20 protein-coding genes, 1 tRNA gene and 1 pseudogene are annotated in these 21,929 nt (G+C 67.2%); 12 read left to right on the forward strand and 10 right to left on the reverse strand.

What is annotated here, in order from left to right:
- The first annotated feature begins 158 nt into the window (after positions 1–158).
- Positions 159–1,391, forward strand: a complete 1,233-nt coding sequence (locus tag AX709_RS01810) for a glycosyltransferase family 87 protein (protein WP_231727390.1) — start codon at positions 159–161, stop codon at positions 1,389–1,391.
- On the opposite strand, the gene fabG is transcribed toward AX709_RS01810, so the two are convergent.
- From fabG to AX709_RS01855, 9 genes and pseudogenes are all read right to left on the reverse strand, one after another.
- Entirely contained in the window at positions 1,345–2,085 is a 741-nt protein-coding gene (gene fabG, locus AX709_RS01815) for a 3-oxoacyl-[acyl-carrier-protein] reductase (RefSeq protein WP_066546241.1), read from the reverse strand. The genes AX709_RS01810 and fabG overlap by 47 nt on opposite strands.
- Positions 2,085–2,516 (reverse strand): annotated as a pseudogene (locus tag AX709_RS01820) (GxxExxY protein). Before AX709_RS01820 ends, fabG begins: the two are co-directional and overlap by 1 nt.
- A 47-nt stretch (positions 2,517–2,563) precedes the next feature.
- Entirely contained in the window at positions 2,564–3,499 is a 936-nt protein-coding gene (gene fabD / locus AX709_RS01825; protein ID WP_066546180.1) for an ACP S-malonyltransferase, read from the reverse strand.
- 78 nt (positions 3,500–3,577) lie between these two features.
- Positions 3,578–4,717, reverse strand: a complete 1,140-nt coding sequence (locus AX709_RS01830) for a cobalamin-independent methionine synthase II family protein (protein WP_066546192.1) — start codon at positions 4,715–4,717, stop codon at positions 3,578–3,580.
- A 41-nt stretch (positions 4,718–4,758) separates the two neighbouring features.
- Complete coding sequence (locus tag AX709_RS01835) at positions 4,759–5,595, reverse strand: alpha/beta fold hydrolase (RefSeq protein WP_156454110.1); 837 nt, start codon at positions 5,593–5,595, stop codon at positions 4,759–4,761.
- A gap of 41 nt (positions 5,596–5,636) precedes the next feature.
- Positions 5,637–6,179: a VOC family protein gene (locus tag AX709_RS01840; RefSeq protein ID WP_066479256.1), complete on the reverse strand. Its 543-nt coding sequence runs from the start codon at positions 6,177–6,179 to the stop codon at positions 5,637–5,639.
- 66 nt (positions 6,180–6,245) lie between these two features.
- Entirely contained in the window at positions 6,246–8,444 is a 2,199-nt protein-coding gene (locus AX709_RS01845) for a TonB-dependent receptor (RefSeq protein WP_082731576.1), read from the reverse strand.
- 194 nt (positions 8,445–8,638) lie between these two features.
- A complete protein-coding gene (locus AX709_RS01850) occupies positions 8,639–9,445 on the reverse strand; it encodes an IclR family transcriptional regulator domain-containing protein (RefSeq protein WP_066479251.1) in 807 nt (268 codons plus the stop codon).
- Between the two features lie 69 nt (positions 9,446–9,514).
- Positions 9,515–10,663, reverse strand: coding sequence for a CaiB/BaiF CoA transferase family protein (locus AX709_RS01855; RefSeq protein ID WP_066546201.1), 1,149 nt, complete (start codon positions 10,661–10,663; stop codon positions 9,515–9,517).
- A 119-nt stretch (positions 10,664–10,782) separates the two neighbouring features.
- Here AX709_RS01855 and AX709_RS01860 point away from each other — a divergent pair, with 119 nt between their 5' ends.
- The 5 genes from AX709_RS01860 (at position 10,783) to AX709_RS01880 (ending at position 14,002) form a co-directional block, all read left to right on the forward strand.
- Complete coding sequence (locus AX709_RS01860) at positions 10,783–11,574, forward strand: citryl-CoA lyase (protein WP_066546204.1); 792 nt, start codon at positions 10,783–10,785, stop codon at positions 11,572–11,574.
- A gap of 151 nt (positions 11,575–11,725) precedes the next feature.
- Positions 11,726–12,139 carry a 30S ribosomal protein S6 gene (gene rpsF, locus AX709_RS01865; RefSeq protein ID WP_066479243.1) on the forward strand — a complete coding sequence of 138 codons (414 nt, stop codon included), beginning with the start codon at positions 11,726–11,728 and terminating at the stop codon, positions 12,137–12,139.
- 11 nt (positions 12,140–12,150) lie between these two features.
- Positions 12,151–12,375, forward strand: coding sequence for a 30S ribosomal protein S18 (gene rpsR, locus AX709_RS01870; protein ID WP_010543816.1), 225 nt, complete (start codon positions 12,151–12,153; stop codon positions 12,373–12,375).
- A gap of 13 nt (positions 12,376–12,388) precedes the next feature.
- The gene (gene rplI, locus AX709_RS01875) at positions 12,389–12,991 is read left to right on the forward strand and encodes a 50S ribosomal protein L9 (RefSeq protein ID WP_066479241.1); all 603 of its coding nucleotides are present in this window, start codon (positions 12,389–12,391) and stop codon (positions 12,989–12,991) included.
- A gap of 366 nt (positions 12,992–13,357) precedes the next feature.
- The gene (locus AX709_RS01880; RefSeq protein WP_066546207.1) at positions 13,358–14,002 is read left to right on the forward strand and encodes a CAP domain-containing protein; all 645 of its coding nucleotides are present in this window, start codon (positions 13,358–13,360) and stop codon (positions 14,000–14,002) included.
- Positions 14,003–14,005: 3 nt separating this feature from the next.
- On the opposite strand, the gene mutL is transcribed toward AX709_RS01880, so the two are convergent.
- Complete coding sequence (gene mutL / locus AX709_RS01885) at positions 14,006–15,781, reverse strand: DNA mismatch repair endonuclease MutL (RefSeq protein ID WP_066546210.1); 1,776 nt, start codon at positions 15,779–15,781, stop codon at positions 14,006–14,008.
- A gap of 148 nt (positions 15,782–15,929) precedes the next feature.
- On the opposite strand from mutL, the gene AX709_RS01890 reads away from it, so the two are divergent.
- The 6 genes from AX709_RS01890 (at position 15,930) to AX709_RS01915 (ending at position 21,654) form a co-directional block, all read left to right on the forward strand.
- Positions 15,930–16,970: a rod shape-determining protein gene (locus tag AX709_RS01890; RefSeq protein WP_066479234.1), complete on the forward strand. Its 1,041-nt coding sequence runs from the start codon at positions 15,930–15,932 to the stop codon at positions 16,968–16,970.
- A gap of 14 nt (positions 16,971–16,984) precedes the next feature.
- Positions 16,985–17,866 carry a rod shape-determining protein MreC gene (mreC, locus tag AX709_RS01895; protein WP_066546213.1) on the forward strand — a complete coding sequence of 294 codons (882 nt, stop codon included), beginning with the start codon at positions 16,985–16,987 and terminating at the stop codon, positions 17,864–17,866.
- Positions 17,863–18,372 carry a rod shape-determining protein MreD gene (locus AX709_RS01900; protein ID WP_066546216.1) on the forward strand — a complete coding sequence of 170 codons (510 nt, stop codon included), beginning with the start codon at positions 17,863–17,865 and terminating at the stop codon, positions 18,370–18,372. Before mreC ends, AX709_RS01900 begins: the two co-directional genes overlap by 4 nt.
- A complete protein-coding gene (gene mrdA, locus AX709_RS01905) occupies positions 18,369–20,348 on the forward strand; it encodes a penicillin-binding protein 2 (protein WP_066546222.1) in 1,980 nt (659 codons plus the stop codon). Before AX709_RS01900 ends, mrdA begins: the two co-directional genes overlap by 4 nt.
- The gene (rodA, locus tag AX709_RS01910) at positions 20,345–21,463 is read left to right on the forward strand and encodes a rod shape-determining protein RodA (RefSeq protein ID WP_066479228.1); all 1,119 of its coding nucleotides are present in this window, start codon (positions 20,345–20,347) and stop codon (positions 21,461–21,463) included. The genes mrdA and rodA overlap by 4 nt, the downstream gene beginning before the upstream one ends.
- Before the next feature lie 115 nt (positions 21,464–21,578).
- Positions 21,579–21,654 (forward strand) — tRNA-Lys (locus tag AX709_RS01915).
- The last annotated feature ends 275 nt before the right edge of the window (positions 21,655–21,929 follow it).

A 21,929-nucleotide genomic window follows, 5' to 3' on the forward strand; every position in this document is an offset into this window, starting at 1 on the left:
TGTTCCTCTTCAATCTGGCTAGAAACTCGGAATCGCACCTAGAACGCCGTTGGCGCGGTGGCAAGTCCCGCCGCCCAGCCCGGGGCAATCGGCCGACAAAAGCGGCGGTTTGCCATCCGTTAACCCTGGTCGGTCATATTTGTCGGGTGACGGGGGCATTGGACAGGATTGCGGACGGTCGCTGGCTGACCGCGCAGCGCGCACGGCGGCTGGCGCTCGTGTCGTTCGCCGTTACCACGGCGTCGCTGCTTTCGCTGCTCCTCACCGCGTCGGGCACGCTCGACTGGATGGGTCGTCCGATCGGGACGGACTTTTCCAATGTCTATGCCGCCGGACGGATGGCGCTGGATGGCCATGCCGCCGCCGTCTGGGACTGGCCGCAACACTATGCCGCGCAACAGGCACTGCACGGGCGCGCCGACGTGCCCTTTTACGGCTGGCACTATCCCCCGCCCTTCCTGATGGTTGCGGCGCTGCTCGCGCTGATGCCCTATCTCGTCGCATTGGTCGTGTGGCAGGGGGTGACGGCGGCGCTGGCACTTGCGGTCGTGCTGCGCGTCGCGCCGGGACGCTGGACATTGCCGATCGCGCTCGGTTTTCCCGCCGTGTTCGTTTGCCTGGGACATGGCCAGAACGGTTTCCTGACCGCCGCATTGCTCGGCGGCGCCATGCTCGCACTCGACCGCCAGCCAAACCTCGCCGGGGTGCTGATCGGCCTGATCGCCTACAAGCCGCAATTCGGCTTTCTGCTGCCGCTCTTGTTGATCGCCGGCGGGCAGTGGCGCGTGGCATGGGTGGCGACGCTGACCGTGCTGACGCTCTATGCCGTGCCGATCGTCGTGCTCGGGCCGGACGTGTGGCCCGCCTTCGCGACCTCGATCGGCCTGACCCGCGACGTGGTGATCGGCGAAGCGCAGACCGGCCCGGCCAAGATGATCACGCCCTATGCCGCCATCCTGCTCAACGGCGGTTCGGCGGGGCTTGCCTGGAGCGTCCAGAGCACCGCCATCGTCCTGGCCGCCGCGCTTGTCGTGATGGCGGCCCGGGCGCCCGCCCCGCTGCGCGGCGCGGTCGTCATTCCCGCGGTGCTGATCGCCACCCCCTATGCATTCGATTACGACATGGTTGCGCTCGGCATGGCGATCGCCTTTCTGGCGGAGCAGGCCCGGCGCTACGGCTGGCGGCGCTATGAGCGGTCGGCGCTTGCGCTTGCCTATGCGGCACCGCTGATCGGCCGGCAATTCGCGGAAGTGAGCGGCGTGCCGCTCAACCTCATCGCGATCGTCGCGGTGCTGCTGATCGCCACGCGCCGGCTGATGACCGCCGGAAGCGTCGCGCCGCGGCTTACATCATCGCCATACCGCCATTCACGTGCAGGGTTTGCCCGGTAACATAAGCCGCCTCGCGGCTGGCCAGATAGACCGTCGCGGCCCCGACATCGTCGCCCTCGCCCAGCCTGCCCGCCGGGATACGCCCCATCAGCGCATCCTTTTGCGCATCGGGCAGCGCATCGGTCATCGCCGAACGAATGAAGCCGGGGGCCACGCAATTGACCGTGACGTTGCGGCTCGCCAGTTCCTGCGCCAGCGCCTTCGACATGCCGGTCAGCCCGGCCTTCGACGCCGCATAATTGGCCTGGCCGGGATTGCCGGTCGCGCCGACCACCGAGGTGATCGAGATGATGCGGCCGAACCGCGCCTTCATCATCGGGCGCGCTGCGGCACGGCAAAGCCGGAACGCGGCCTCCAGGTTGACGCGGATCACCTGGTCCCATTCCTCGTCCTTCATCCGCATCGACAGGTTGTCGCGCGTGACGCCGGCATTGTTGACGAGGATGTCGAGCCGCCCGCCCAGCGCCTCGACCGCCTGGGGCACCAGCGCGTCCACCGCCGCTGCGTCGGACAGGTCACAGGCGAGCGCGACGTGATCGCCACCCAGTTCGGCGCGAAACGCGTCGAGCTTGGCCGCGTTCGAACCCGAAAGCGCCAGCCGTGCCCCCTGCCCCGCCAGCGCGCGCGCGATCGCCGATCCGATTCCCCCCGATGCGCCGGTCACCAGTGCGGTCATGCCAGACAAATCGAACATCATTCACTCCTATTATTCTGATTCACGCAAAGGCGCGAAGACGCGAAGGCGATGTGATTGTTGACGATCCGTCGCACACCTTCCTTCAAGGTCTCCCCGCCGAAGTTGACGCGAAGGCCGAGCGATCGCCCCGTAAGACGGAGATAAGTCAGCAGCTGCTTCGCATGGACCGGACTTAATCACTCGAGCGACTTCACCTCGACGATCAGGGCATCCTCAACGAGAATGTCGATTCGAAAGGCGGCCTCGAAATGTAGCTCTTCAAACTCGATGCTGATCGGCACTTGCCGCGTTACTCGATAGCCTTCGCGTTCGAGCGCCTTCGCCAGCACGGTCTCATAAACGGTCTCCAACAGGCCCGGACCAAGCTGACGATGAATGCGCAAGGACGTATCCACGACGGCAGTGGCGAGATGCTCGACATCAATCATTGAGATGCCTCTTAGCGCCTTCGCGCCTTCGCGCGATTCCTCTTTTTCTAAAGCCGCTTCAGCAGTTCCTCGATGTCGGCCATCGACACCACGCTCACGCAATCCAGTTCCGGGGCGGTGCGCTTGACCATGCCGGACAGCACCTTGCCGCCCAGTTCGACCAGATGCGTCACCCCCGCCGCGTGCATCGCCAGCACGGTTTCGCGCCAGCGGACCATGCCGGTCACCTGCTCGACCAGCAGCGCGCGGATCGTCTCGGCGTCCGCGACCGGCGCGGCGGTGACGTTGGCATAGAGCGGGACGAGCGGCGCGCGCAGATCGGCCGTCGCCAGCGCCTGTGCCATCGCATCCGCGGCAGGCTGCATCAGCGGCGAGTGGAAGGGTGCCGACACCGGCAGCAGCACCGCGCGCTTGGCCCCCAACTCCTTGGCGAGCGGCAACGCGCGTTCGACCGCGCTGCGCACGCCCGAAATCACCACCTGCGACGGATCATTGTCGTTGGCGACCGCCAGCACCTCGCCCTCGGCCGCCGCCTCGGCAATCGCGCGGGCTTTGGCCAGGTCCGCGCCCAGCAGCGCGGCCATCGCACCCTCGCCCACCGGCACCGCTGCCTGCATCGCCTGGCCACGCAGCTTCAGCAGCCGCGCGGTCGTGGACAGGTCGAGCGCGCCGGCGGCGCACAGCGCACTATATTCGCCCAGGCTGTGGCCGGCGACGAAATCGGCCTTTTCGGCCAGCCGCACATTGCCCTCCCGCTCGATCACGCGCAGCACCGCGATTGCGTTGGCCATGATCGCCGGCTGGGCATTTTCGGTCAGCGTCAGGTCGCTTTCCGGCCCGTCGCACATCAGCCGGAACAGGTGCTGGCCCAGCGCGTCGTCGACTTCCTGGAATACCTCGCGCGCTGCCGGGCTGGCTTCGGCCAGCGCCTTGCCCATGCCGACCGCCTGGCTGCCCTGACCCGGAAAGATGAATGCGCGCATATCTGGCTCCCGTTCGCTTGGCCGGTGCGGTTAGGGCGGAACCGCCCCCCGGTTCAAGTGCCAAGCGCCGCGGGATGCTCACCAATAGCGCGACGAGGCGATCCGCGCGCCCTCGCTCAACGCCGCCAGCTTCGCCCAGACCAGGTCGGGTTCGACCCCGCCCGATCCGGCATGGATCGAAAAGCCGCAATCGACCCCGGCCATCACGCTGTCGCGCCCGACCAGGTCGGCATAGCGACCGATGCGCTGGGCGATCAGCTCCGGATGCTCGATATAGTTCGACTGGCATTCGATGACGCCGGGGACCAGCACCTTGCCCTCGGGCGGCCGCACATCCTGAAACACGGTATATTCGTGCGCATGGCGCGGGTTTGCGGCCTCGAACAACAGGTAGCGTGGCCGCGCCTCCCATACCCGATCGATGATGTCGGCGAGCGGCACATCGCAATGGTGCGGCCCCGGGTAATTGCCCCAGCATAGGTGCATCCGCAGCTGTTCGGGCGGGATGTTCGCGGTCGCGCGGTTGATCGCCTCGACATGCAGCGCCATGCGGTCGCGAAACTGGGTGAGGGTCAGATCGGCATATTGGGTGTGCCGGCCCATCGCCAGGTCGGGGCAGTCGATCTGGAGGGTGATCCCGGCCGCCGCGATCGTCTCATATTCATGGCGCAGCGCATCGGCGACCGCGAACAGATAGTCTTCGTGGCGATCGTAATAATCGTTGCGGAAGAACAGTGTCGTCACGCCCGGCGACGCCGCGCTCATGAACGGCCGGTGGCCCGGATGATCCGCCAGCACCGCATTGAGCCGCTGTGCGTCCAGCCGCGGCGCCTCCATGTCCTTGACCGTGATCGGCGCGTCGCACGCCGGGGTGCGGCGATGCTTGCGGCCCGGATCGTCGAAAATCCGTGCCTTGGTGGCGGGAAAGTCCTCGATGTCCTGAAAGACGTAGCTCGTCCCGGTGCCGCCGAACCCGGTCAGCCGATCCTTGATATAGGTCGCATAGCTCGGCTTCGACATCTCGCCGTCATTCACGATGTCGATGCCGGCCTCCACCTGCCTGGCGACGATCCGCCGGGTCGCATCGTCGACCGCGTCAGCGACCGCGGCGGGATCGAGCGGCAACCCGTCCTCGCGCGCGAACATGATCGACACCAGCGCCTCGGGCCGGGGCAAGCTGCCGACGTGCGTGGTCAGGAAGCGGTCAGGCGAAGACATGGCGGGCTCCAGTCATGCGGGGAAGAGGATTGGGGGCGGGTTCAGGCGGCGGCGTGGTGCGCGGCGGCGGTGAGCAGGAACGCCTTCACCTCGGCATTATAGGCTTCGGGGTGGGTCATGTTGCACAGATGGCCAGCTCCGGGAATCAGGACGGCGCGGCCATCCGGCGCGCAGCTGCCCGCCGCCTGCGTCACCTGCCGCCGCCACGCCGTATCGCGCGCGCCCGTGATCGCCAGCACCGGCATCGGCAGGTCGCGCACATCGTCCCGACCCGCGCCGGGTGCGCCCGGGCCGGCCGGCGCGATCAGGTCGCGCGCGTCATAATCGACCAGCATGGCCATGCATCGATCCCGGCTCGCCCCCGACAGGCCCGCCATCAGCGCATGGCGTTGCCAGTGCGCGCGAAGATCGCCCAGCCGCCCGGCGCGCGCCCAGCGCGTGTAGCTGTCGAGTGGAATGCGCTCGTCCTCCGGCCCGGTATCGGGCACATCGGCAAGCGAGATTCCCTGCAGCACCAGCGCCGCGACGCGGTCGCGATGGTGGCGCGCGCAGAGGATCGCGGCGCTGCCTGCCTGCGACATGCCGATCAACGCGAAGCGGTCCAAACCCAGCGCGTCGGCGATCCGCACGATGTCGTCGCCTTCATGCGAGGGCGCAAAGGGCGCAGTCGACTGGCCGAAGCCGCGGCGATCCAGCGTGACCATCTGGAACCTGGACGACAGGGCACCATGCTGCGCGGCCCACATCCGCCGGTCGAGCGTCCAGCCGTGCAGGAGGATCAGCGCCGGCCCCGTTCCCGACACCTCGACCGCGATCCGGCCGCCCGCGACGCCGACCCATCGCGTCACGCCGCCCAGCCGGGCTTCCGGCCCGCTCACCACGCCACGCCGGGTGGCTCAGCCAGCGCCGAGCGCACCGCTCATGCCGCCTCGACGTGGCGGAAGCGGTTGTTGTTCGAATGGTCGCCGGCCAGCCAGCGTTCCAGCTCGCGGTGCGCCTTCGCGCGCAGTTCGGGTTCGTCCGCCAGCGCCTCGGGCGCGTCGCAGGTGAATTCCAGGATCATGTTGTTGGGATCCTTGACATAGACCGACCGGCAATAGCCGTGCTCGAGCACATAGGTCTGCGGCTCCACGATGCCTGCCGCGGCGATCCGCCGCTCGATTTCGGCCTGCGCGTCGACATCGACCTGAAGCGCGATGTGGTGGAACGGCGATTCCGGGATCGGCGGGCTGAATTCGTCGGCGTCGGCCGGGTCCGCGAACTGGAAAAAGGCGAGCGCGCTGCCGTCCTTCATCGCGAAGAAGCAATGGCAGTAGACGCGCTCCTTCCCGAACAGCTCGTCCTTCTCGCAATAGGTCGCGACCAGCGGGAAGCCGAGGACGTCCTCATAAAATGCGCGCGTCTTTTCGAGATCGCGGGTCGTGTAGGCGGTGTGGTGCAATCGGTTGACCAGGATCGTCATAGGCTCGGCTCCCTTGCTCCGGAACCGGCCGCCGCGTGTGAAGGGGACCACGCGGCGGCCGGCAAGTCAGAATTTGTACGTCGCTTCCATGCCATAGATGCGCGGCCGCGCCTTGAACACGAAGCCACCCGGCGAGAATTCGGCATTATAGCGTTCGTCGAACAGATTGTCCGCAAAGCCCGTCAGCGACCAGGCACCGCCGTCGATCGTCAGGCGCGCATTGACGAGATCGACCGGATCGCGGCTGGTCGAATTGGGGACGTCGAACCAGGTGCGGCCCGTACGGCTGTAATCGACGCGCAACCGGCCCTTCAGGTCACCCGCACCCAGCCGCGTTTCGTACTGCGTGCCGAGGTTGATCGAATAGCGCGAGATGAACGGCGCCTCGTTGCCGATCACGGTCGGGTCCGGAAACGCCTTGATCTCGCTATAGGTGACGCCGAGCCCGAAATTGATATCCAGCCCGCGCGCGGGGCGGAGCGTGCCGTCGACCTCGAAGCCCTTTAGCCGCACCTCGGGCACATTGCCCAGGTTCTGCGTCGAGTTCGCCGCGAGAAAGACGAAGAAATAGCCATTCTCCGACTTTGTCGTGTAGGCGCTGGCATTGAGGGTCAGCACCCGGCCGAACAGCGTCGATTTCGCCCCGATCTCGAACGTGTCGGCGGTCTCCGCCTCATAGATGTCGGCAACGCCGACCACGCCCGTCCCCGCCGCGACCGCGCCCACGCCGGTCTGATTGAACCCGCCCGACCGGAAGCCGCGGCTGTAGCCGCCGTACAGCGTCACATTGTCGACCGGCTTGTAGGTCAACGTCACCTTGGGCTGCCAGGCATCGAACGTCTCGCGCCGCACCTCGCCCGTCGTCCCGGCGGGAAAGCCGGGCACGACCGGAATGAACCCGGGCGGCGTCAGCGTCGTGTTGCGGCGACGGTCGCGGTCGTAGCGCAGCGACGCGTCGATGCGCAGCGCGTCCGAGAATTTGTACCCGGCATTCGCATAGATCGCCCAGGCGAAATTGCTCTGCGAGTCCGCCAGGAAGGAGAATTGCGGGTTGGCCGGGTTGGTGCTGGGCGTGCGGAACACCGGGAACACCCCCGCCCCGGTATCGATCATGTTACCGGTCGAGATATAGCGATTGGTGTCGATGAAATAGCCGCCCACCGACCATTCGAACGCGCGGCCGGTCGGCGACTGGATCCGCAGGTCCTGACTGATCGCTTCGACATCCAGAAACTGGCTCTGGTTGAGGTCGAAGCCGAAGATCGCGAAGAACAGCGATTCGGGGATCGGCAGGAAGTTGAAGGCGTCGCCGGTCAGGATTTCGCTCAACGTGTCGTAGGACGTGACCGAGGTGATCGAGCCCCAATCGGCCTCGTAGTCGACCTTGGCCGAGACGTTGTAGATGTCGCGGTCGTTTTGGCCGGCATTGTTGACCCGCACCGGCAGGCTGGTGTCGTTCACGTCGGCGACGATGTTGTAATAGAGCGCCTGGGTCCGCAGCAGCGAGAGCGAGGCGCGCAGGTCGACGGTCAGCTCGGGCGTCGGCGTCCACAGCAGCTTGCCGCGCAGCGAGATGTCCTCGAGCGGATCGGCGTCCTCGCCCAGGAAGGTGTTGGGGATATAGCCTTCGGTGTCGCGATACGACCCCGACAGGCGGAAACGCAGCGTGTCGCTGATCGGCCCCGAGACGCCGGCGCGCAGCGTGTAGCCGAAACCATTGTCGATGCCGGCGAATACGCGGCCCTCGAACTGGTCGGTCGGCTGCTTGGTGTTGATGATGATCGCGCCGCCGATCGCGTTGCGGCCGTAAAGGCCACCCTGCGGGCCCTTCAGCACCTCGATCTGCTCGATATCGAACAGCTCCTGGCTGAACTGGGCGGCATTGACCTGCTGGACACCGTCGACGACCACCGCGACCGAGGGTTCCGAATTCCGGTTCTGGGTGATGCCGCGGATGATGACAAAGGCGTTGCCCGCATTCTGCGTCTCGATCAGCTGCACGTTCGACGTCAGCCCGATGAAGTCGGCCGCCTTGTCGATCCCCGCGTCCTCGATCAGGTCCGCGTTGAAGGCGGTGATCGCCGCGGGCGTGTCCTGAAGCTTCGCGTCGCGCCGTAGCGCGGTGACGACGATTTCGCCCTCCTCAGCGGCGGGTGCGTTGGCGGCAGGGGTTTCCTGAGCCTGCGCGTAAGCGGGCTGGATTGCCGCGATCAGCATGGCCGGCATCGACGCCGCCCAGAATGCCCTTTTCGAAAGTGCCCGCATGCGCCTGCTCCTCTCCCCGAGATCGCCGGGCATTATGTCATCGCGCCCACAGGCACGCCCCGGTCCTGTTCGCGACGCTAAGCACTTCGATTGTCGAAGTCAACTTCGATATACGAAGTTTTGGCAATATCGGACCAGCGTCGAGCCGGGGTAACCGGCTCAATCGATTGCCATGTGGCGGTCTGGTGAAGAGGCTATTGGAGCGAGCGGAGAAGCGTCGGCCAGCGTTGCAGCGCAGCGCCGATTTCGATCGCCGCCTCGCGCAGCAGCGGCAGGCGGGTCCGCACCAGCTCGTCCTGCGAAATCCGCGTCGTCGAGGTCGAGCAGTTGATCGCTGCGATTGCGCGGCGGCTGGCATCGAACACGGGGACCGCGACCGACACGATGCCGTAGTCGAGCTCGTCGAGCGCGGAATCATAACCATTCGCCAGGACCTGATTCAGCCGCGCCCGAAGCGCGTCGCGATCGGTGACGGTGCGTTCGGTGAAGCGCTGGAAATCGGTCGTCGCCAGGAAATTGGCGATCGCGTCCTCGGGCTGGCACGCCATCAGCACCTTGCCAAGCGAGGTCGCATGGAGCGGAAAACGCGTGCCGACCGTCGCACCCAGGCGAATGTGTCGCTGGGTCGAGACATGCGCGACATACAGGATGTCGGAACCGGACAGTACCGCCATCGATGCGCTGTCGCCTGTAATGTCGCGCAGGTTCTGGAGCGGCGGCAGCACGACCTGCTCGACGTTCATCGACGACAGATACGCGGTGCCGAAGGACAGCACCTCGGGCCGCAGCAGGAACTTGCGACCGTGCTGGGCGACATAGCCGAGCTGGACCAGCGTGTTGAGGCACCGCCGCGCAACCGCCGGACTCAGCCCGGTCGCGGCCGCCACCTCGCTCAGCTGCATTTCCGGGCGCGCGGCGTCGAACGACCGCAGGACCTTCAGGCCGCGATCGAGGGTGGAGAGATATTCGCCGTCCTTGGCCGGCCGCACGGGCTTTTCCATGATGCCTTCCGCGCTAGCCGGGCGCGCTGCGGCAGGCAAGCTGCCCGCGCCGAACCCTGCCCGGGTGCCTCATTCCGCCGCGTCGGCGCGGTGGCGGTCGCCAAGCAGCTCGTCATTGTGCTGGCCCAGCACCGGCGGCGCGGTGACGCTGCGCATCGCCTCGCCGTCGAAGCTGATCGGCGAGCGGATGGTGCGAAACCGACCATGCGGGCCCGACGGATCCTCGACGCAAAGGCCGAGATGCACCGCCTGCGGCGTTGCCACGACCTCGGGCGCGGTGTGGACCGCGGAATGCGGCACTTCGAACTGCGCCAGGACTTCGCACCATTCGGCGCGGGGACGCATGGCAAAACGCGGCGCGAGGAACGCCGCGACCTGCTCGTAATTGGCGATCCGCGCGTCGCGGCTGGCAAATTCGGGTCGCGCCAGCATGTCCGGCGCGCCGACCGCTTCGGCAAGGCTTTCCCAGAATTTGGGCGGCGAAGACATGTGCAGCGCGATCCAGCCGCCGTCGGCGCACTGGAAGACATAGGATTGCGACACGTTCGGGCGGCTGTACGGGCCCATCACCTCCCCTTGCGAGAAATAATGGGTGAAATCGTCGAGGTTGAAATGCGCCATCGCCTCGAACATCGACAGTTCGACCAGGCGTCCCCGCCCGGTGGTCGTCCGCTCGTGCAAGGCCGCGAGCGCGCCCTGTGCGGCATAGAAGCCCGTGATCGCATCCGCCAGCGCCGGCCCCACGACCCGCGGGTTCGCCGGGTTGAGCAGCAGGCGCAGAAAGCCGCTCGCCGCCTGCGCGACGGTGTCGAACGCGGGGCGGTCGCGGTCCGGGCCGCTCGACCCGAAGCCGGAGATCGACACATAGATCAGCCGCGGGTTGATCGCGCGCAGGCGATCGGGATCGACGTTCAGCCGCTGGGCGACGCCGGGCCGGAAATTCTGGATGAAGATGTCCGCATCCGCGACCATCCGGTCGAATGCGGCCAGGTCGTCAGCGTCGCGCGTGTCGAGCGTGATCGATCGCTTGTTGCGGTTATAGGTCTGGAAATGCGGGCTATACAACCCGCCCCGGAACGCCCGGAACGGGTCGCCGCCATCCGGCCGTTCGACCTTGATGACATCGGCACCCAGATCGGCCAAGAGCATTCCCGCCGCAGGGCCCGTGATGAACGTGCCCATTTCCAAGACGGTGACGTTGGCGAGCGGCGTGGCCATGTTGACATCTCCTGACCCGACAAGCATAGAAAGTTCGATATACGAAATCAACTTCGCATTACGAAGTTTTGTGATATCGAAATGTCGGCAATGCCCGGCCAAGGCTGAGGAACCCCGCGATGCGTATCGGGAAGCAGGACGCGCCCTTTTCCGCCATCTGCACGTCGGATGCCGAACGGATCACCGTTCGCGGCCGCGACATGTGCGGCGAACTGATCGGCAAGGTCGACTTCACCAGCTACTTCTGGCTGCTCGTCACCGGCGAGATGCCGACGGCGACCCAGAAGTTCTTCGCCGACGCGGTACTGGCGGCGATTGCCGAGCACGGCCTGGTACCCAGCGTCGTCGCGGCGCGCATGACCTATGCTGCCGCGCCCGAGGCGTTTCACGGCGCGGTCGCCGCCGGGTTGCTGGGTTGCGGATCGGTCGTGCTCGGCAGCGCGGAGGTCGCCGGCCGCTTCTATGCCGACATGGTCGCACGTGCAGCCGCGAATGGGGAAGGCGTCGACACGGTGGCGGCCGCGGGCATCGCCGAGCTTCGCCGCGACAAGCGCGCGATCCCCGGTTTCGGCCATCCCCAGCACAGCGGCGGCGATCCGCGCGCGAACCTGCTGCTGGCGCTGGCGGACGATCATGGCGTGGCGGGACCGCACATCGAAATGCTGCGCGCGCTGCACGCAGCGCTGCCGGCGGTGCTGGGCCGCGCGCTGCCGATCAACGTCAACGGGGCGATCCCGGCGGTGATGCTCGACGTCGGCTTCCCGCTCGGCGCGCTCAAGGGCATTTCCCTGCTGGCGCGCACCGCCAGCCTGATCGGCCATCTTCAGGAGGAAAGCGAGCGTCCGATCGGCTTCATCCTGTCCGGCGCCGCGGCACGCGCGATCGAATATGACGGGCCCGCGCCTGCCTGAGCGGCGCGCTTGCCTTTTGCCCCGAAATCTGTATGAGCGCCGTTCCCGGGCTCGCGGCATCGCGCCATCGGCCCGGACAAGCTTGAGACGACAGCCGGAGGGGCGTCCGCACGGGGCGGCGTCAGCGATCGGCCAAGAGAAGGTACAAGACATGGCTCTTTACGAGCACGTGTTCCTTGCGCGCCAGGATCTGGCACAAGCGCAGGTGGACGCGCTGGCGGAAGCCGCAACCAAGATCGTCGAGGATATGCAGGGCAAGGTCGTCAAGACCGAGACCTGGGGTCTTCGTTCGCTCGCCTATCGCATCGCGAAGAACCGCAAGGCGCATTATGTGATGCTCGAAATCGACGGCCCCGCGGGCGTCGTCGCCGAGCTGGAGCGCCAGACCGCGATCAACGAAGACGTGATCCGCTACATGACCGTCAAGGTCGACGAGCTCGAGCAGGGTCCGTCGGTGATGATGCGCAAGGGCGACCGCGACCGTGAGCGTCGGCGGGATCGTGACGATCGTGGCGGCGGCGGTGATCGTCCGCGCCGCGACCGCGATGGCTTTGACGGCGAGTAAGGAGCAGACACATGGCACGACCGTTTTTCCGCCGCCGCAAGAGCTGCCCCTTCAGTGCGAAGGACGCGCCGCGGATCGATTACAAGGATGTCCGTCTGCTGCAGGGCTTCGTGTCCGAGCGCGGCAAGATCGTCCCGTCGCGCATCACCTCGGTGAGCGCCAAGAAGCAGCGCGAGCTGGCCCAAGCCATCAAGCGCGCCCGTCATCTGGGCCTGCTGCCCTATATCGTGAAGTAAGGGAGGCAGTCCGATGGAAGTGATTCTGCTGGAACGCGTCGAAAAGCTCGGCGCCATCGGCGATGTGGTCAAGGTCAAGGACGGCTTTGCCCGCAACTACCTGCTGCCGCGCAAGAAGGCGCTGCGCGCCAACGATGCCAACCGCAAGGTGTTCGAGGCAAATCGCGAGCGGATCGAGGCGGACAACGCCGCGCGCCGCACCGAGGCGGAAAAGGAAGCCAAGACGCTCGACGGCGTTTCGGTCACGCTGATCCGCCAGTCGTCGAACACCGGCCAGCTCTATGGCTCGGTCGCGGTTCGCGACCTGGTCGACGCGCTGGTTGCCGACGGGCACAAGGTCAACAAGAGCCAGATCGTGCTCGACCGTCCGATCAAGGCGATCGGTCTGTACGAGGTGAAGCTGGGCCTCCACCCCGAGGTCGCGGTGACGATCAAGGTCAATGTCGCCCGTTCGCCGGAAGAAGCCGACATGCAGGCGCAGGGTGTCGACGTGATGGCGGCGATGTTCGAGAAGGACGAGGCCGGCTTCACCGAGGATTACGATCCCAATGCCGAGCCGGGCGAAATCGCGGCGGAAGCCGCCCCGGCGGAAGCGGAGACCGAAGCCGAGGGCTGATCGTCCGACGCCGACGCGATACCAAGAAAAAGGGGCCGTCCGGCGATCCGGGCGGCCCTTTTTCATGCGTACGGGAAAATGCGCTGAGGGTTCAGGGTGCCATGACGCACGCGCTGATGACCGCACCGAGCGGCACCAACGCCAGGATGATCGGCAACAGCTTGTTCATCGGATGATCCAATCCTCATTCATCTCGCAGCAACAATGCCGGGTGAAGACAAAGGTTTCCGCGAGGCACCGCAGGAATTTTCACCGATCACGCGGAACAATCACGCTTTTTGCGTGCAGCTGCCCCAGACCGGTCATCCCCGGTAAATCTCGCGCGCGCTAACCCCGTCAGCCAGCAAGCGCGCGGGCGGGGTTCGGATGTGGCAGGGTTTCGGCGTCATTGGCATCGCGATCGGCGCGGCATGGCTGCTCGCCAACGCCCCCCCGGATGACATCGAGCGCGCGATCATCGCGGAACTGAATTTCGCGCGGGCCAATCCGCGCGACTATGCCGAAGAGCTGCGCGACTATCGCGGGTATTTCGAGGGGCGCGTGGTCTATCCGCCCGACGATCCGGAGGGACAGTCGACCCGCGAGGGCGTGGCGGCGGTCGATGATGCGATCCGTTTTCTGGAGCGCCAGCCGCCCCTGCCCGCGCTCGACGACGCCCGCATCCTCGATCTTGCGGCGCGCGATCATGCCGATGATCAGGGCGCGACCGGCGCGATCGGCCATGTCGGGCGCAACGGATCGACCCCCGGCGATCGCGTGCGGCGGCGCGGCGGCGACATCTATGTGGGGGAGGTGATCTCCTATGGCCAGCGATCCGCCCGTGCCGTCGTGCGCCAGCTCATCGTCAATGATGGCGTGCCGGGGCGCGGTCATCGCCAGCTGGTCTTTTCCAGCCGCTATCGCTTTGCCGGGGCGGGGTGTGGCACGCATCCGCGCCAGCGCACGGTGTGCGTCGTCAAGCTGAGCGCCACGCCCGACGGCAATCCAGTGCTGCCGACCAGCGGCAATTGACGGTCACGCTCGTCCGAACAGCTTTTCGATGTCGCCGTGCGCCAGCTTGATCCAGGTCGGGCGGCCATGATTGCACTGGCCCGAATGCGGCGTCACCTCCATCTCGCGCAGCAGCGCGTTCATTTCGGCGACCGACAGGACGCGCCCGGCACGCACCGATCCGTGGCACGCCATCGTCGCCGCGACATGGTCGAGGCGCTCCTTGAGGCTCAGCGCCTCGTCATAGGCCGCCAGTTCGTCGGCAAGGTCGGTGACGAGGCCGGTCACATCCCCCTGCCCCAGCATCGCCGGGGTCGCGCGGACCAGGACGGCACGGGGACCGAACCGCTCCACCTCCAGCCCGAATGCGAGCAGCTCCGCCGCGCGTGCTTCCAGCCGGTCGCACGCGATTTCGTCGAGCTCGACGACCTCGGGCAGCAGCAGCGCCTGACGCGCCACCCCGCCATCCGCCATCGCGCGTCGCATCCGTTCGAGCACGAGACGCTCGTGCGCGGCGTGCTGATCGACCAGAACCAGCCCGTCGTCGGCCTCTGCGACGATATAGGTGCGCGCCACCTGTCCCCGCGCGACGCCTAGCGGGTGCACCGTCGCGTGCAACGGTGCCGCATCGGCGGGTTCGGCGCGCGCCTGGGGCGGCGAGGCAAAAAAGGTCGGCCGACGATCGGCGACCGCATGGCGCGACGCGGCATTCGGCGCGTCCCAACCGGCCAACGGATCGGCCGACGACGTCGCGGGCATCGATGCCTCGCGCTGCCACATCGCCATGGCGCCCGCATCCGCACGCTGGGCGCTGCGGTGACCCGCCTCGTCCAGCGCGCGCCGCAGGCCGCTGACGATCAGGCCGCGCACCAGCGCGGGATCGCGGAAGCGCACCTCGGTCTTGGCCGGATGGACGTTGACGTCGACCAGTTCGGTCGGCAGGTCGAGGAACAGCGCGACGACGGGATGGCGATCGCGCGCCAGCATCTCGGCATAGGCGCCACGCACCGCGCCGACGAGCAGCCGATCCTTCACCGGCCGCCCGTTGACGAACAGATACTGGTGATCCGCCACCCCGCGGTTGAAGGTCGGCAGCCCGGCAATCCCGGTCAGGTGCAGCGCCTCGCGCGCCAGGTCGACAAGGATGCTGTTGTCGGCGAGCGCCCGGTCGGTCAGCGCCGCGACGCGATCGAGCCGGCTCTCCCCCGCCTGGGTGCCCAGCACACGGCGACCGTCATGCTCGACCGAAAAGGCGATGTCGGGCCGCGCCATCGCCAGCCGGCGCACGACATCCATGCTGGCGGCATATTCGGCGCGGGCGGAGCGCAGGAACTTGCGCCGCGCCGGCACCCGCGCGAACAATCCCTCCATGCGCACCCGCGTTCCCGGCGGCAGCGCGGCCGGCCCCTCGCCCGTCAGGACGCCGTGATCGACGATGCGCGACCAGCCCTCCGCGCCGCGCACCCGGCTTTCGATCGTCAGCCGCGCGACGCTGGCGATCGAGGGCAGCGCCTCGCCGCGAAAGCCCAACGTCGTGACCGCGTCGATCGCTTCGTCGGGCAGCTTCGACGTCGCGTGGCGTTCGAGCGCGAGCGCGATCTCGTCGGAGCGCATGCCACAGCCATCGTCGGCGACCTCGACCAGTTCGGTGCCCCCCGCCGCGAGCCGGATCGCGATGCGCGTCGCCCCGGCGTCGATGGCATTCTCGACCAGTTCCCTGAGCGCGCTGGCGGGGCGTTCCACCACTTCACCGGCCGCGATGCGATTGACGAGATGTTCGGGCAGGCGGCGTATTGACATGGTCGTTGCTCTAGCCCAAGCGACGGCATCCCGCGACCCGAATCCGCCAGTCTTCTCAAGGCCGGAGATGTCCGGTTTTTGGGATATGGGCTGATAATTTGTGCGAACTCCCGCGCAGCATGACGGCGCGGACCGGAACGGAACGACGATGGTATTTTCCCGCTTCTTCAAATTCATGTCGCATGACATGGCGATCGACCTCGGCACGGCGAACACGGTTGTCTATCTGCGCGGTCGCGGGGTGGTGCTCAACGAACCTTCGGTGGTGGCGGTCGAAACGCTGAACGGGGTGCGCCGCGTCAAGGCGGTCGGCGACGACGCCAAGCTGATGATGGGCAAGACGCCCGGCACGATCGAAGCGATCCGCCCGCTGCGCGACGGCGTGATCGCGGACATCGACGTCGCCGAACAGATGATCAAGCATTTCATCCAGAAGGTGCACGGCCAGCGCCGCTTCATGCGCTGGCCCCAGATCGTGATCTGCGTGCCGTCGGGTTCGACCAGCGTCGAACGCCGCGCGATCCGCGACGCCGCCTCCAACGCGGGCGCGAGCCAGGTTTGGCTGATCGAGGAACCGATGGCGGCGGCGATCGGCGCTAACATGCCCGTCACCGAACCGATCGGCAGCATGGTCGTCGACATCGGCGGCGGCACGACCGAAGTCGCGGTGCTCTCGCTGCGCGGCCTCGCCTACTCGACCAGCGTGCGCGTCGGCGGCGACAAGATGGACGAAGCGATCGTCAGCTATGTGCGCCGCAACCACAACCTGCTGATCGGCGAAGCGACGGCGGAGCGGATCAAGCAGGAAGTCGGCATTGCCAAGCCGCCGGCGGACGGCATCGGCCTGACCATCCACATCAAGGGCCGCGACCTGGTCAACGGCGTGCCCAAGGAAATCCAGATCAACCAGGGCCAGATCGCCGAGGCGCTGAGCGAGCCGGTCGGCACCATCGTCGAAGGGGTGCGGATCGCGCTTGAGAATACCGCGCCTGAACTCGCCGCGGATATCGTCGATCAGGGGATCGTGCTGACCGGCGGCGGCGCGCTGCTCGAAGGCATCGACGAAGTGCTGCGCGACGAGACCGGGCTGCCCGTGTCGGTAGCCGAGGATCCGCTGACCTGTGTCGCGCTGGGCACCGGACGCGCGCTGGAGGACCCGGTGTTCCGCGGCGTCCTCATCTCCGTCTGAGAAGGCGCTGAGCAATGGCGCCGCCGCGGGATCGGCGCCCGGGTTTCTCGCGTCGGGCGCAATATGGCGTATTCATCGGCTATGTGCTGCTCGCGACCGGCGCCGTGGTCGGCGCGGTGCTCCTACTGCTGTCCAGCATCAGCCCCCAGGCGCTGTCGTGGCCCCGCGGGGCGTTGCGTGAGATCACCGTCCCCGTTTCCTACGCGGCCGGATGGGTTTGGAACGGGATCAGCGGCGTGCCCGCGAGCATCGGCACCTATTTTCACGTCCATGGCGAGAACCGCGTGCTCCGCGCCAAACTCGCGCGCGATGAGCAGCTTGTGTTGCGCGCGCGCGCGCTGGTGGCGGAAAACCGCCGCCTGAAAGCGCTGCTTGCCGTGCGCGATCGCGCTCCAGGGACCATCGTTACCGCGCGCGTGGTCAGTTCGTCGGCATCGAGCACCCGTCGCTTCGCTACCCTGAACGCTGGATCGCGCCAGCGCGTGCGCGCGGGCCAGCCGGTGCTGGGACCCAACGGCCTGATCGGCCGGGTGATCGAAACCAGCCTGAACACGGCGCGCATCCTGCTGATCATCGATCCGGAGAGCATCGTTCCTGTCCGCCGGGCGCGCGACAATCTGCCCGCGATCGTCGTCGGCCGTGGCGACGGCCTGGTCGACGTGCGCAGCGCGAGCGTCGCCAACGCCCCCCTGCTGGCGGGCGACACCTTCGTCACCTCCGGCGCGGGCGGCATCTTTCCGCCCGGCGTGCCGGTCGCCCAGGTGCTGAAGTCCGCGCGCGACAGCACGACCGCGCGTCCCTTCGCCAATGTCGATGCGCTCGACATCGCGATCGTGCAGCCCGCTTATTTCCCGGAGGCCGCCGCACCACCGGCAGCCGCGGGGGCGACGCCGTGACCGATCGTCGCACCGCGCCGTGGGAGAGCGATCTGCCGCGTCGCACCGGCTGGCGGCCGCCAGCGTCGATCATGGCTGGATCGGCGCTTACCGTGCTCCCCGTCGTCGCATCGGTGCCGCTGCTGCCGCCCGCCGGGCTGCTGATGCTGCTGGGCTGGCGGCTGACGCGCGCGGACCTGCTGCCGCGCTGGGCGCCGCCGCTGCTGGGCCTGTTCGACGACCTGCTGAGCGGTCAGCCGCCGGGCAGCGCGATGTTGTTGTGGGCCCTGTGCGTTCTGGGCATCGATGTGCTAGACACACGCCTTGTGTGGCGCGATTTTTGGCAGAATTGGCTGATTGCGGCGGCAGCCATCGGGTTTTGCCTGATCGCTGGGCGATTGCTCGCGACCGATTTCACGGCGCATGTCGATAGCTGGCTGTTGATCCAGATCGTGGTGTCGATCGCCTGCTTTCCCCTCGCCGCGCGGCTGTGCGCCGCGCTCGATACCCCGGCGCGCGAGCGATGAGCGGCCCGGTCAAGATCGTCACCGAAGCCGCGCAGGCGTTCAGCTTTTCGCGCCGGGCCATGTTCCTGACGAGCGCGCAGGCCGCCGTCGGCGTGGTGCTGGCCGGGCGGATGGCCTGGATCTCGGTGGCCGAGAACGAGCATTATCGGCTGCTCGCCGAAAGCAATCGCGTCAACCTGACGCTGGTCCCGCCGCGTCGCGGCTGGATCGTCGATCGTCACGGCGCGCCCATCGCCAACAACCGGACCGATTTTCGCGTCGACATCATCCCCGATCGTCTGCCCAAGGACGATCGGCCACGCGTGCTCGGGCTGCTGCAGTCGGTGCTGGCGCTGACCGCCGACGATCTGGAGAAGGTCCAGACCGACCTGAAGCGCGCTGCAGGTTTCCAGCCGGTGCCGGTCGCCGAAAATCTCGACTGGGAACGCTTTGCCGCGGTCAGCGTCCGCCTGCCCGAATTGCCGGGCGTCGAACCGACGCGGGGTTTCGCCCGCAACTATCCCGGCGGGGCAGCGGTCGCGCACCTTGTCGGCTATGTCGGCGCCGCATCGGCCGAGCAGTTCGAGAAGGACAAGGATCCGTTGCTCGTCACGCCGGGCTTCAAGCTGGGCAAGGACGGGCTGGAAAAGATGCTCGAGCCCCAACTGCGCGGCGAACCGGGGGCCAAGCGTGTCGAGGTCACCGCGCGCGGGCGGCTGGTGCGCGAGCTCGCCACCCGACCCGATCGTCAGGGCCAGACGGTCAAGCTGACCGTCGACCTGGGGCTGCAGGAATATGCCGCCCGGCGGCTGGGCGAGGAATCGGGGTCGGTCGTCGTATTCGATTGTCGCACCGGCGGCATCCTGGCGATGGCGTCGATGCCGGCCTACGACCCCAACAGCTTTTCGGACGGGATCAGTCGCGCCGAATGGGGCATGTTGTCGCAGGACGACCATTTGCCGCTGACCAACAAGTCACTGCAGGGCCTGTACCCCCCAGGCTCGACCTTCAAGCCGGCGACCGCGCTCGCGGTGCTTGGCGCGGGTATCGATCCCGAGCGCACCGTGTTCTGTCCCGGCGGCTATCAGCTCGGCAATCGCCGTTTCGGCTGCCTCGGGCGGCACGGTTCGGTACGCATGCACGAGGCGATCGCGCGCAGCTGCAACACCTATTTCTACACCATGGGCCGCGAGGTCGGAATCGAGGCGATCGCGGCCGCGGCGCGCCGGCTCGGCTTCGGGGCGGAACATGCGCTGCCGGTACCCTCGCAACGTTATGGCACCGTGCCCGACGCGGCGTGGAAGCTGCGCAAATATGATCAGAAATGGGGGGTCGCGGACACGCTCAATACCTCGATCGGCCAGGGCTATGTGCTCGCCAGCCCGTTCCAGCTCGCGCTCGCCTCGGCACGCATCGCGTCGGGCAAGATGCTGACGCCGCACCTGATCGTCGCCGACCGGAAGGCCGATGGCCCGCTCGGCGTGCCGGCCGAACATCTGGCCATCATCCGGTCGGGCATGGACGAGGTCGTGAACGGCAACGGCACCGCCGTGCGGTCGCGCCTCCCCTTTCCCGACATCCGCATGGGCGGGAAGACCGGCACCGCGCAGGTCCGCCGCTTGAGCGCCGGCGCGCGCGGCGGATTGAACGTGCCCTGGAAGTATCGCGACCACGGGCTGTTCATCTGCTTCGCCCCGGTCGAAAATCCGATCTATGCCGCCGCGGTCGTGATCGAGCATGGCGTCGGCGGATCGCGCGCCGCCGCCCCGGTCGCGCGCGACGTGCTCACCTATCTGTTCGACAAGCAGAAGGCGCTCGACATCCTCGCGCCCCTCGAAGCCGAATGGGGGGGCGACATCGGCGCACGCATGGCCAAGAAACAGGCGGCCTATGACGCGGCCCGGGCCGCCGCGCTGGACCCGGCGGCCGCTGCCGCTGCAGACGCCGCCGCCGGTGCGAGTCCGGCCGCGCCGCGCGTCCCGGGGGCGACACCGTGAACGCGCTCACCTATGTCCCGCGTCCGGTTGCGCAACTACCCTGGCGCGTCATCCTGCTCGTCCTCGCGATCGGCGGGTTCGGGCTGGTCGTACTCTATTCGGCCGCGGGCGGCAGCATTTCGCCCTGGGCCGGACCGCAGGGGATCAAGTTCGCGATCTTCATGGCGATGGCGCTCGTGCTGTCGCGCGTGCCGGTGCAGTGGTGGTCGATGGGCGCGCTGCCGCTCTACGCCGGGCTGATCCTGCTGCTGGTCATGGTCGAGCTGCTCGGCGCGGTGCGGGGGGGCAGCCAGCGATGGCTCGATCTCGGCTTCATCCGGCTTCAGCCCTCCGAGCTGATGAAGCTCGGCATCGTCCTGGCGCTCGCCAAGTTCTTCGATCTTCAGCCACCCGGCGAGGCGCGCAAGCTCACGCCGATCCTGGCCGCGGGCGCGATGATCGGGTTTCCGGCCGCGCTGGTGATGCTCCAGCCCGACCTCGGCACCGCGCTGATGATCGTGGCCGGCGGGCTGACGGTCATGTTCCTGGCCGGCGTGCCGCTGCGGCTTTTCATCGGCGGGGCACTCGGGCTGGCGCTGGCGGTGCCGCTGGCGGTCAATTTCCTGCTCCACGATTATCAGCGCAAGCGTGTGCTTACCTTTCTCAATCCGGAGAATGATCCGCTCGGCACCGGCTATCACATCAGTCAGTCGAAGATCGCGATCGGATCGGGCGGGTTGTTCGGCAAGGGCTTCCTCAACGGGACGCAGAGCCATCTCGACTATCTGCCCGAAGGACACACCGATTTCGTCTTCGCCACCATGGCGGAGGAATGGGGGCTGATGGGCGGGCTGTTCCTGATCGTCGCGTTCCTCCTCCTGATCCGCTGGGGCGTCGGCGTGGGGATTCAGGCCTCGACCCGATTCATGCGGCTGACCGCGGCCGGGCTGGCGACGACGATCTTCTTCTACATGGCGATCAACATGGCGATGGTGATGGGTCTGGCACCGGTCGTCGGCATCCCGCTTCCGCTGGTCAGCTGGGGCGGATCGGCGCAGATGACGGTCCTGATCTGCCTGGGTATCCTGATGTCGATCGATCGCGAAAACCGCCTGGCGCGCACCCCGCGCTGGTAGGTCGCCCGAGCCCGGCACGATAATCTGATTTCGGGCGTTGCATTGCCGATCACGCAATGCTAACGGCCCGCCTTCCGACGACGGAAGCGGCATCCGCCGCCCCCGCCCCCGGCATGGACGCATAGCTCAGTTGGTAGAGCAGCTGACTCTTAATCAGCGGGTCCTAGGTTCGAGCCCTAGTGCGTCCACCAAACTTCTCAATGACTTAGGTGCAAATATACACCCCTTCGAAGGGGCTGTCGAGGGCCACGTAATCGCCACGTAATCAACGTGTTTCGTAGGCTGGCGTAGTGGCTTGATTTTCGATGTGCGGGAGGAGGTTTCCTCCCTGGTCGAAGCCGCTGTGCGTCTTCTTCACACCCACCTCAGCGGGGACACCCCACAACGCCCCGAAACGAGGAGCGGGGCTGGCGACGCGCTCGGTCCCGTGCGCCGTTCCGGCGCACTCCTGCGGGCGCGGCGTTTC

The organism is Sphingomonas sp. CCH15-F11 (assembly GCF_001557005.1).
In the GTDB taxonomy this organism is placed as follows: Bacteria; Pseudomonadota; Alphaproteobacteria; order Sphingomonadales; family Sphingomonadaceae; genus Sphingomonas.

Coding starts and splice junctions, on each gene's coding strand:
- fabG (WP_066546241.1), bottom strand. CDS start 2,085: ATGTTCGATTTGTCTGGCATGACCGCACTGGTGACCGGCGCATCGGGG.
- fabD (WP_066546180.1), bottom strand. CDS start 3,499: ATGCGCGCATTCATCTTTCCGGGTCAGGGCAGCCAGGCGGTCGGCATG.
- AX709_RS01830 (WP_066546192.1), bottom strand. CDS start 4,717: ATGTCTTCGCCTGACCGCTTCCTGACCACGCACGTCGGCAGCTTGCCC.
- AX709_RS01840 (WP_066479256.1), bottom strand. CDS start 6,179: ATGACGATCCTGGTCAACCGATTGCACCACACCGCCTACACGACCCGC.
- AX709_RS01845 (WP_082731576.1), bottom strand. CDS start 8,444: ATGCGGGCACTTTCGAAAAGGGCATTCTGGGCGGCGTCGATGCCGGCC.
- AX709_RS01850 (WP_066479251.1), bottom strand. CDS start 9,445: ATGGAAAAGCCCGTGCGGCCGGCCAAGGACGGCGAATATCTCTCCACC.
- AX709_RS01855 (WP_066546201.1), bottom strand. CDS start 10,663: ATGGCCACGCCGCTCGCCAACGTCACCGTCTTGGAAATGGGCACGTTC.
- AX709_RS01860 (WP_066546204.1), top strand. CDS start 10,783: ATGCGTATCGGGAAGCAGGACGCGCCCTTTTCCGCCATCTGCACGTCG.
- rpsF (WP_066479243.1), top strand. CDS start 11,726: ATGGCTCTTTACGAGCACGTGTTCCTTGCGCGCCAGGATCTGGCACAA.
- rpsR (WP_010543816.1), top strand. CDS start 12,151: ATGGCACGACCGTTTTTCCGCCGCCGCAAGAGCTGCCCCTTCAGTGCG.
- rplI (WP_066479241.1), top strand. CDS start 12,389: ATGGAAGTGATTCTGCTGGAACGCGTCGAAAAGCTCGGCGCCATCGGC.
- AX709_RS01880 (WP_066546207.1), top strand. CDS start 13,358: ATGTGGCAGGGTTTCGGCGTCATTGGCATCGCGATCGGCGCGGCATGG.
- mutL (WP_066546210.1), bottom strand. CDS start 15,781: ATGTCAATACGCCGCCTGCCCGAACATCTCGTCAATCGCATCGCGGCC.
- AX709_RS01890 (WP_066479234.1), top strand. CDS start 15,930: ATGGTATTTTCCCGCTTCTTCAAATTCATGTCGCATGACATGGCGATC.
- mreC (WP_066546213.1), top strand. CDS start 16,985: ATGGCGCCGCCGCGGGATCGGCGCCCGGGTTTCTCGCGTCGGGCGCAA.
- mrdA (WP_066546222.1), top strand. CDS start 18,369: ATGAGCGGCCCGGTCAAGATCGTCACCGAAGCCGCGCAGGCGTTCAGC.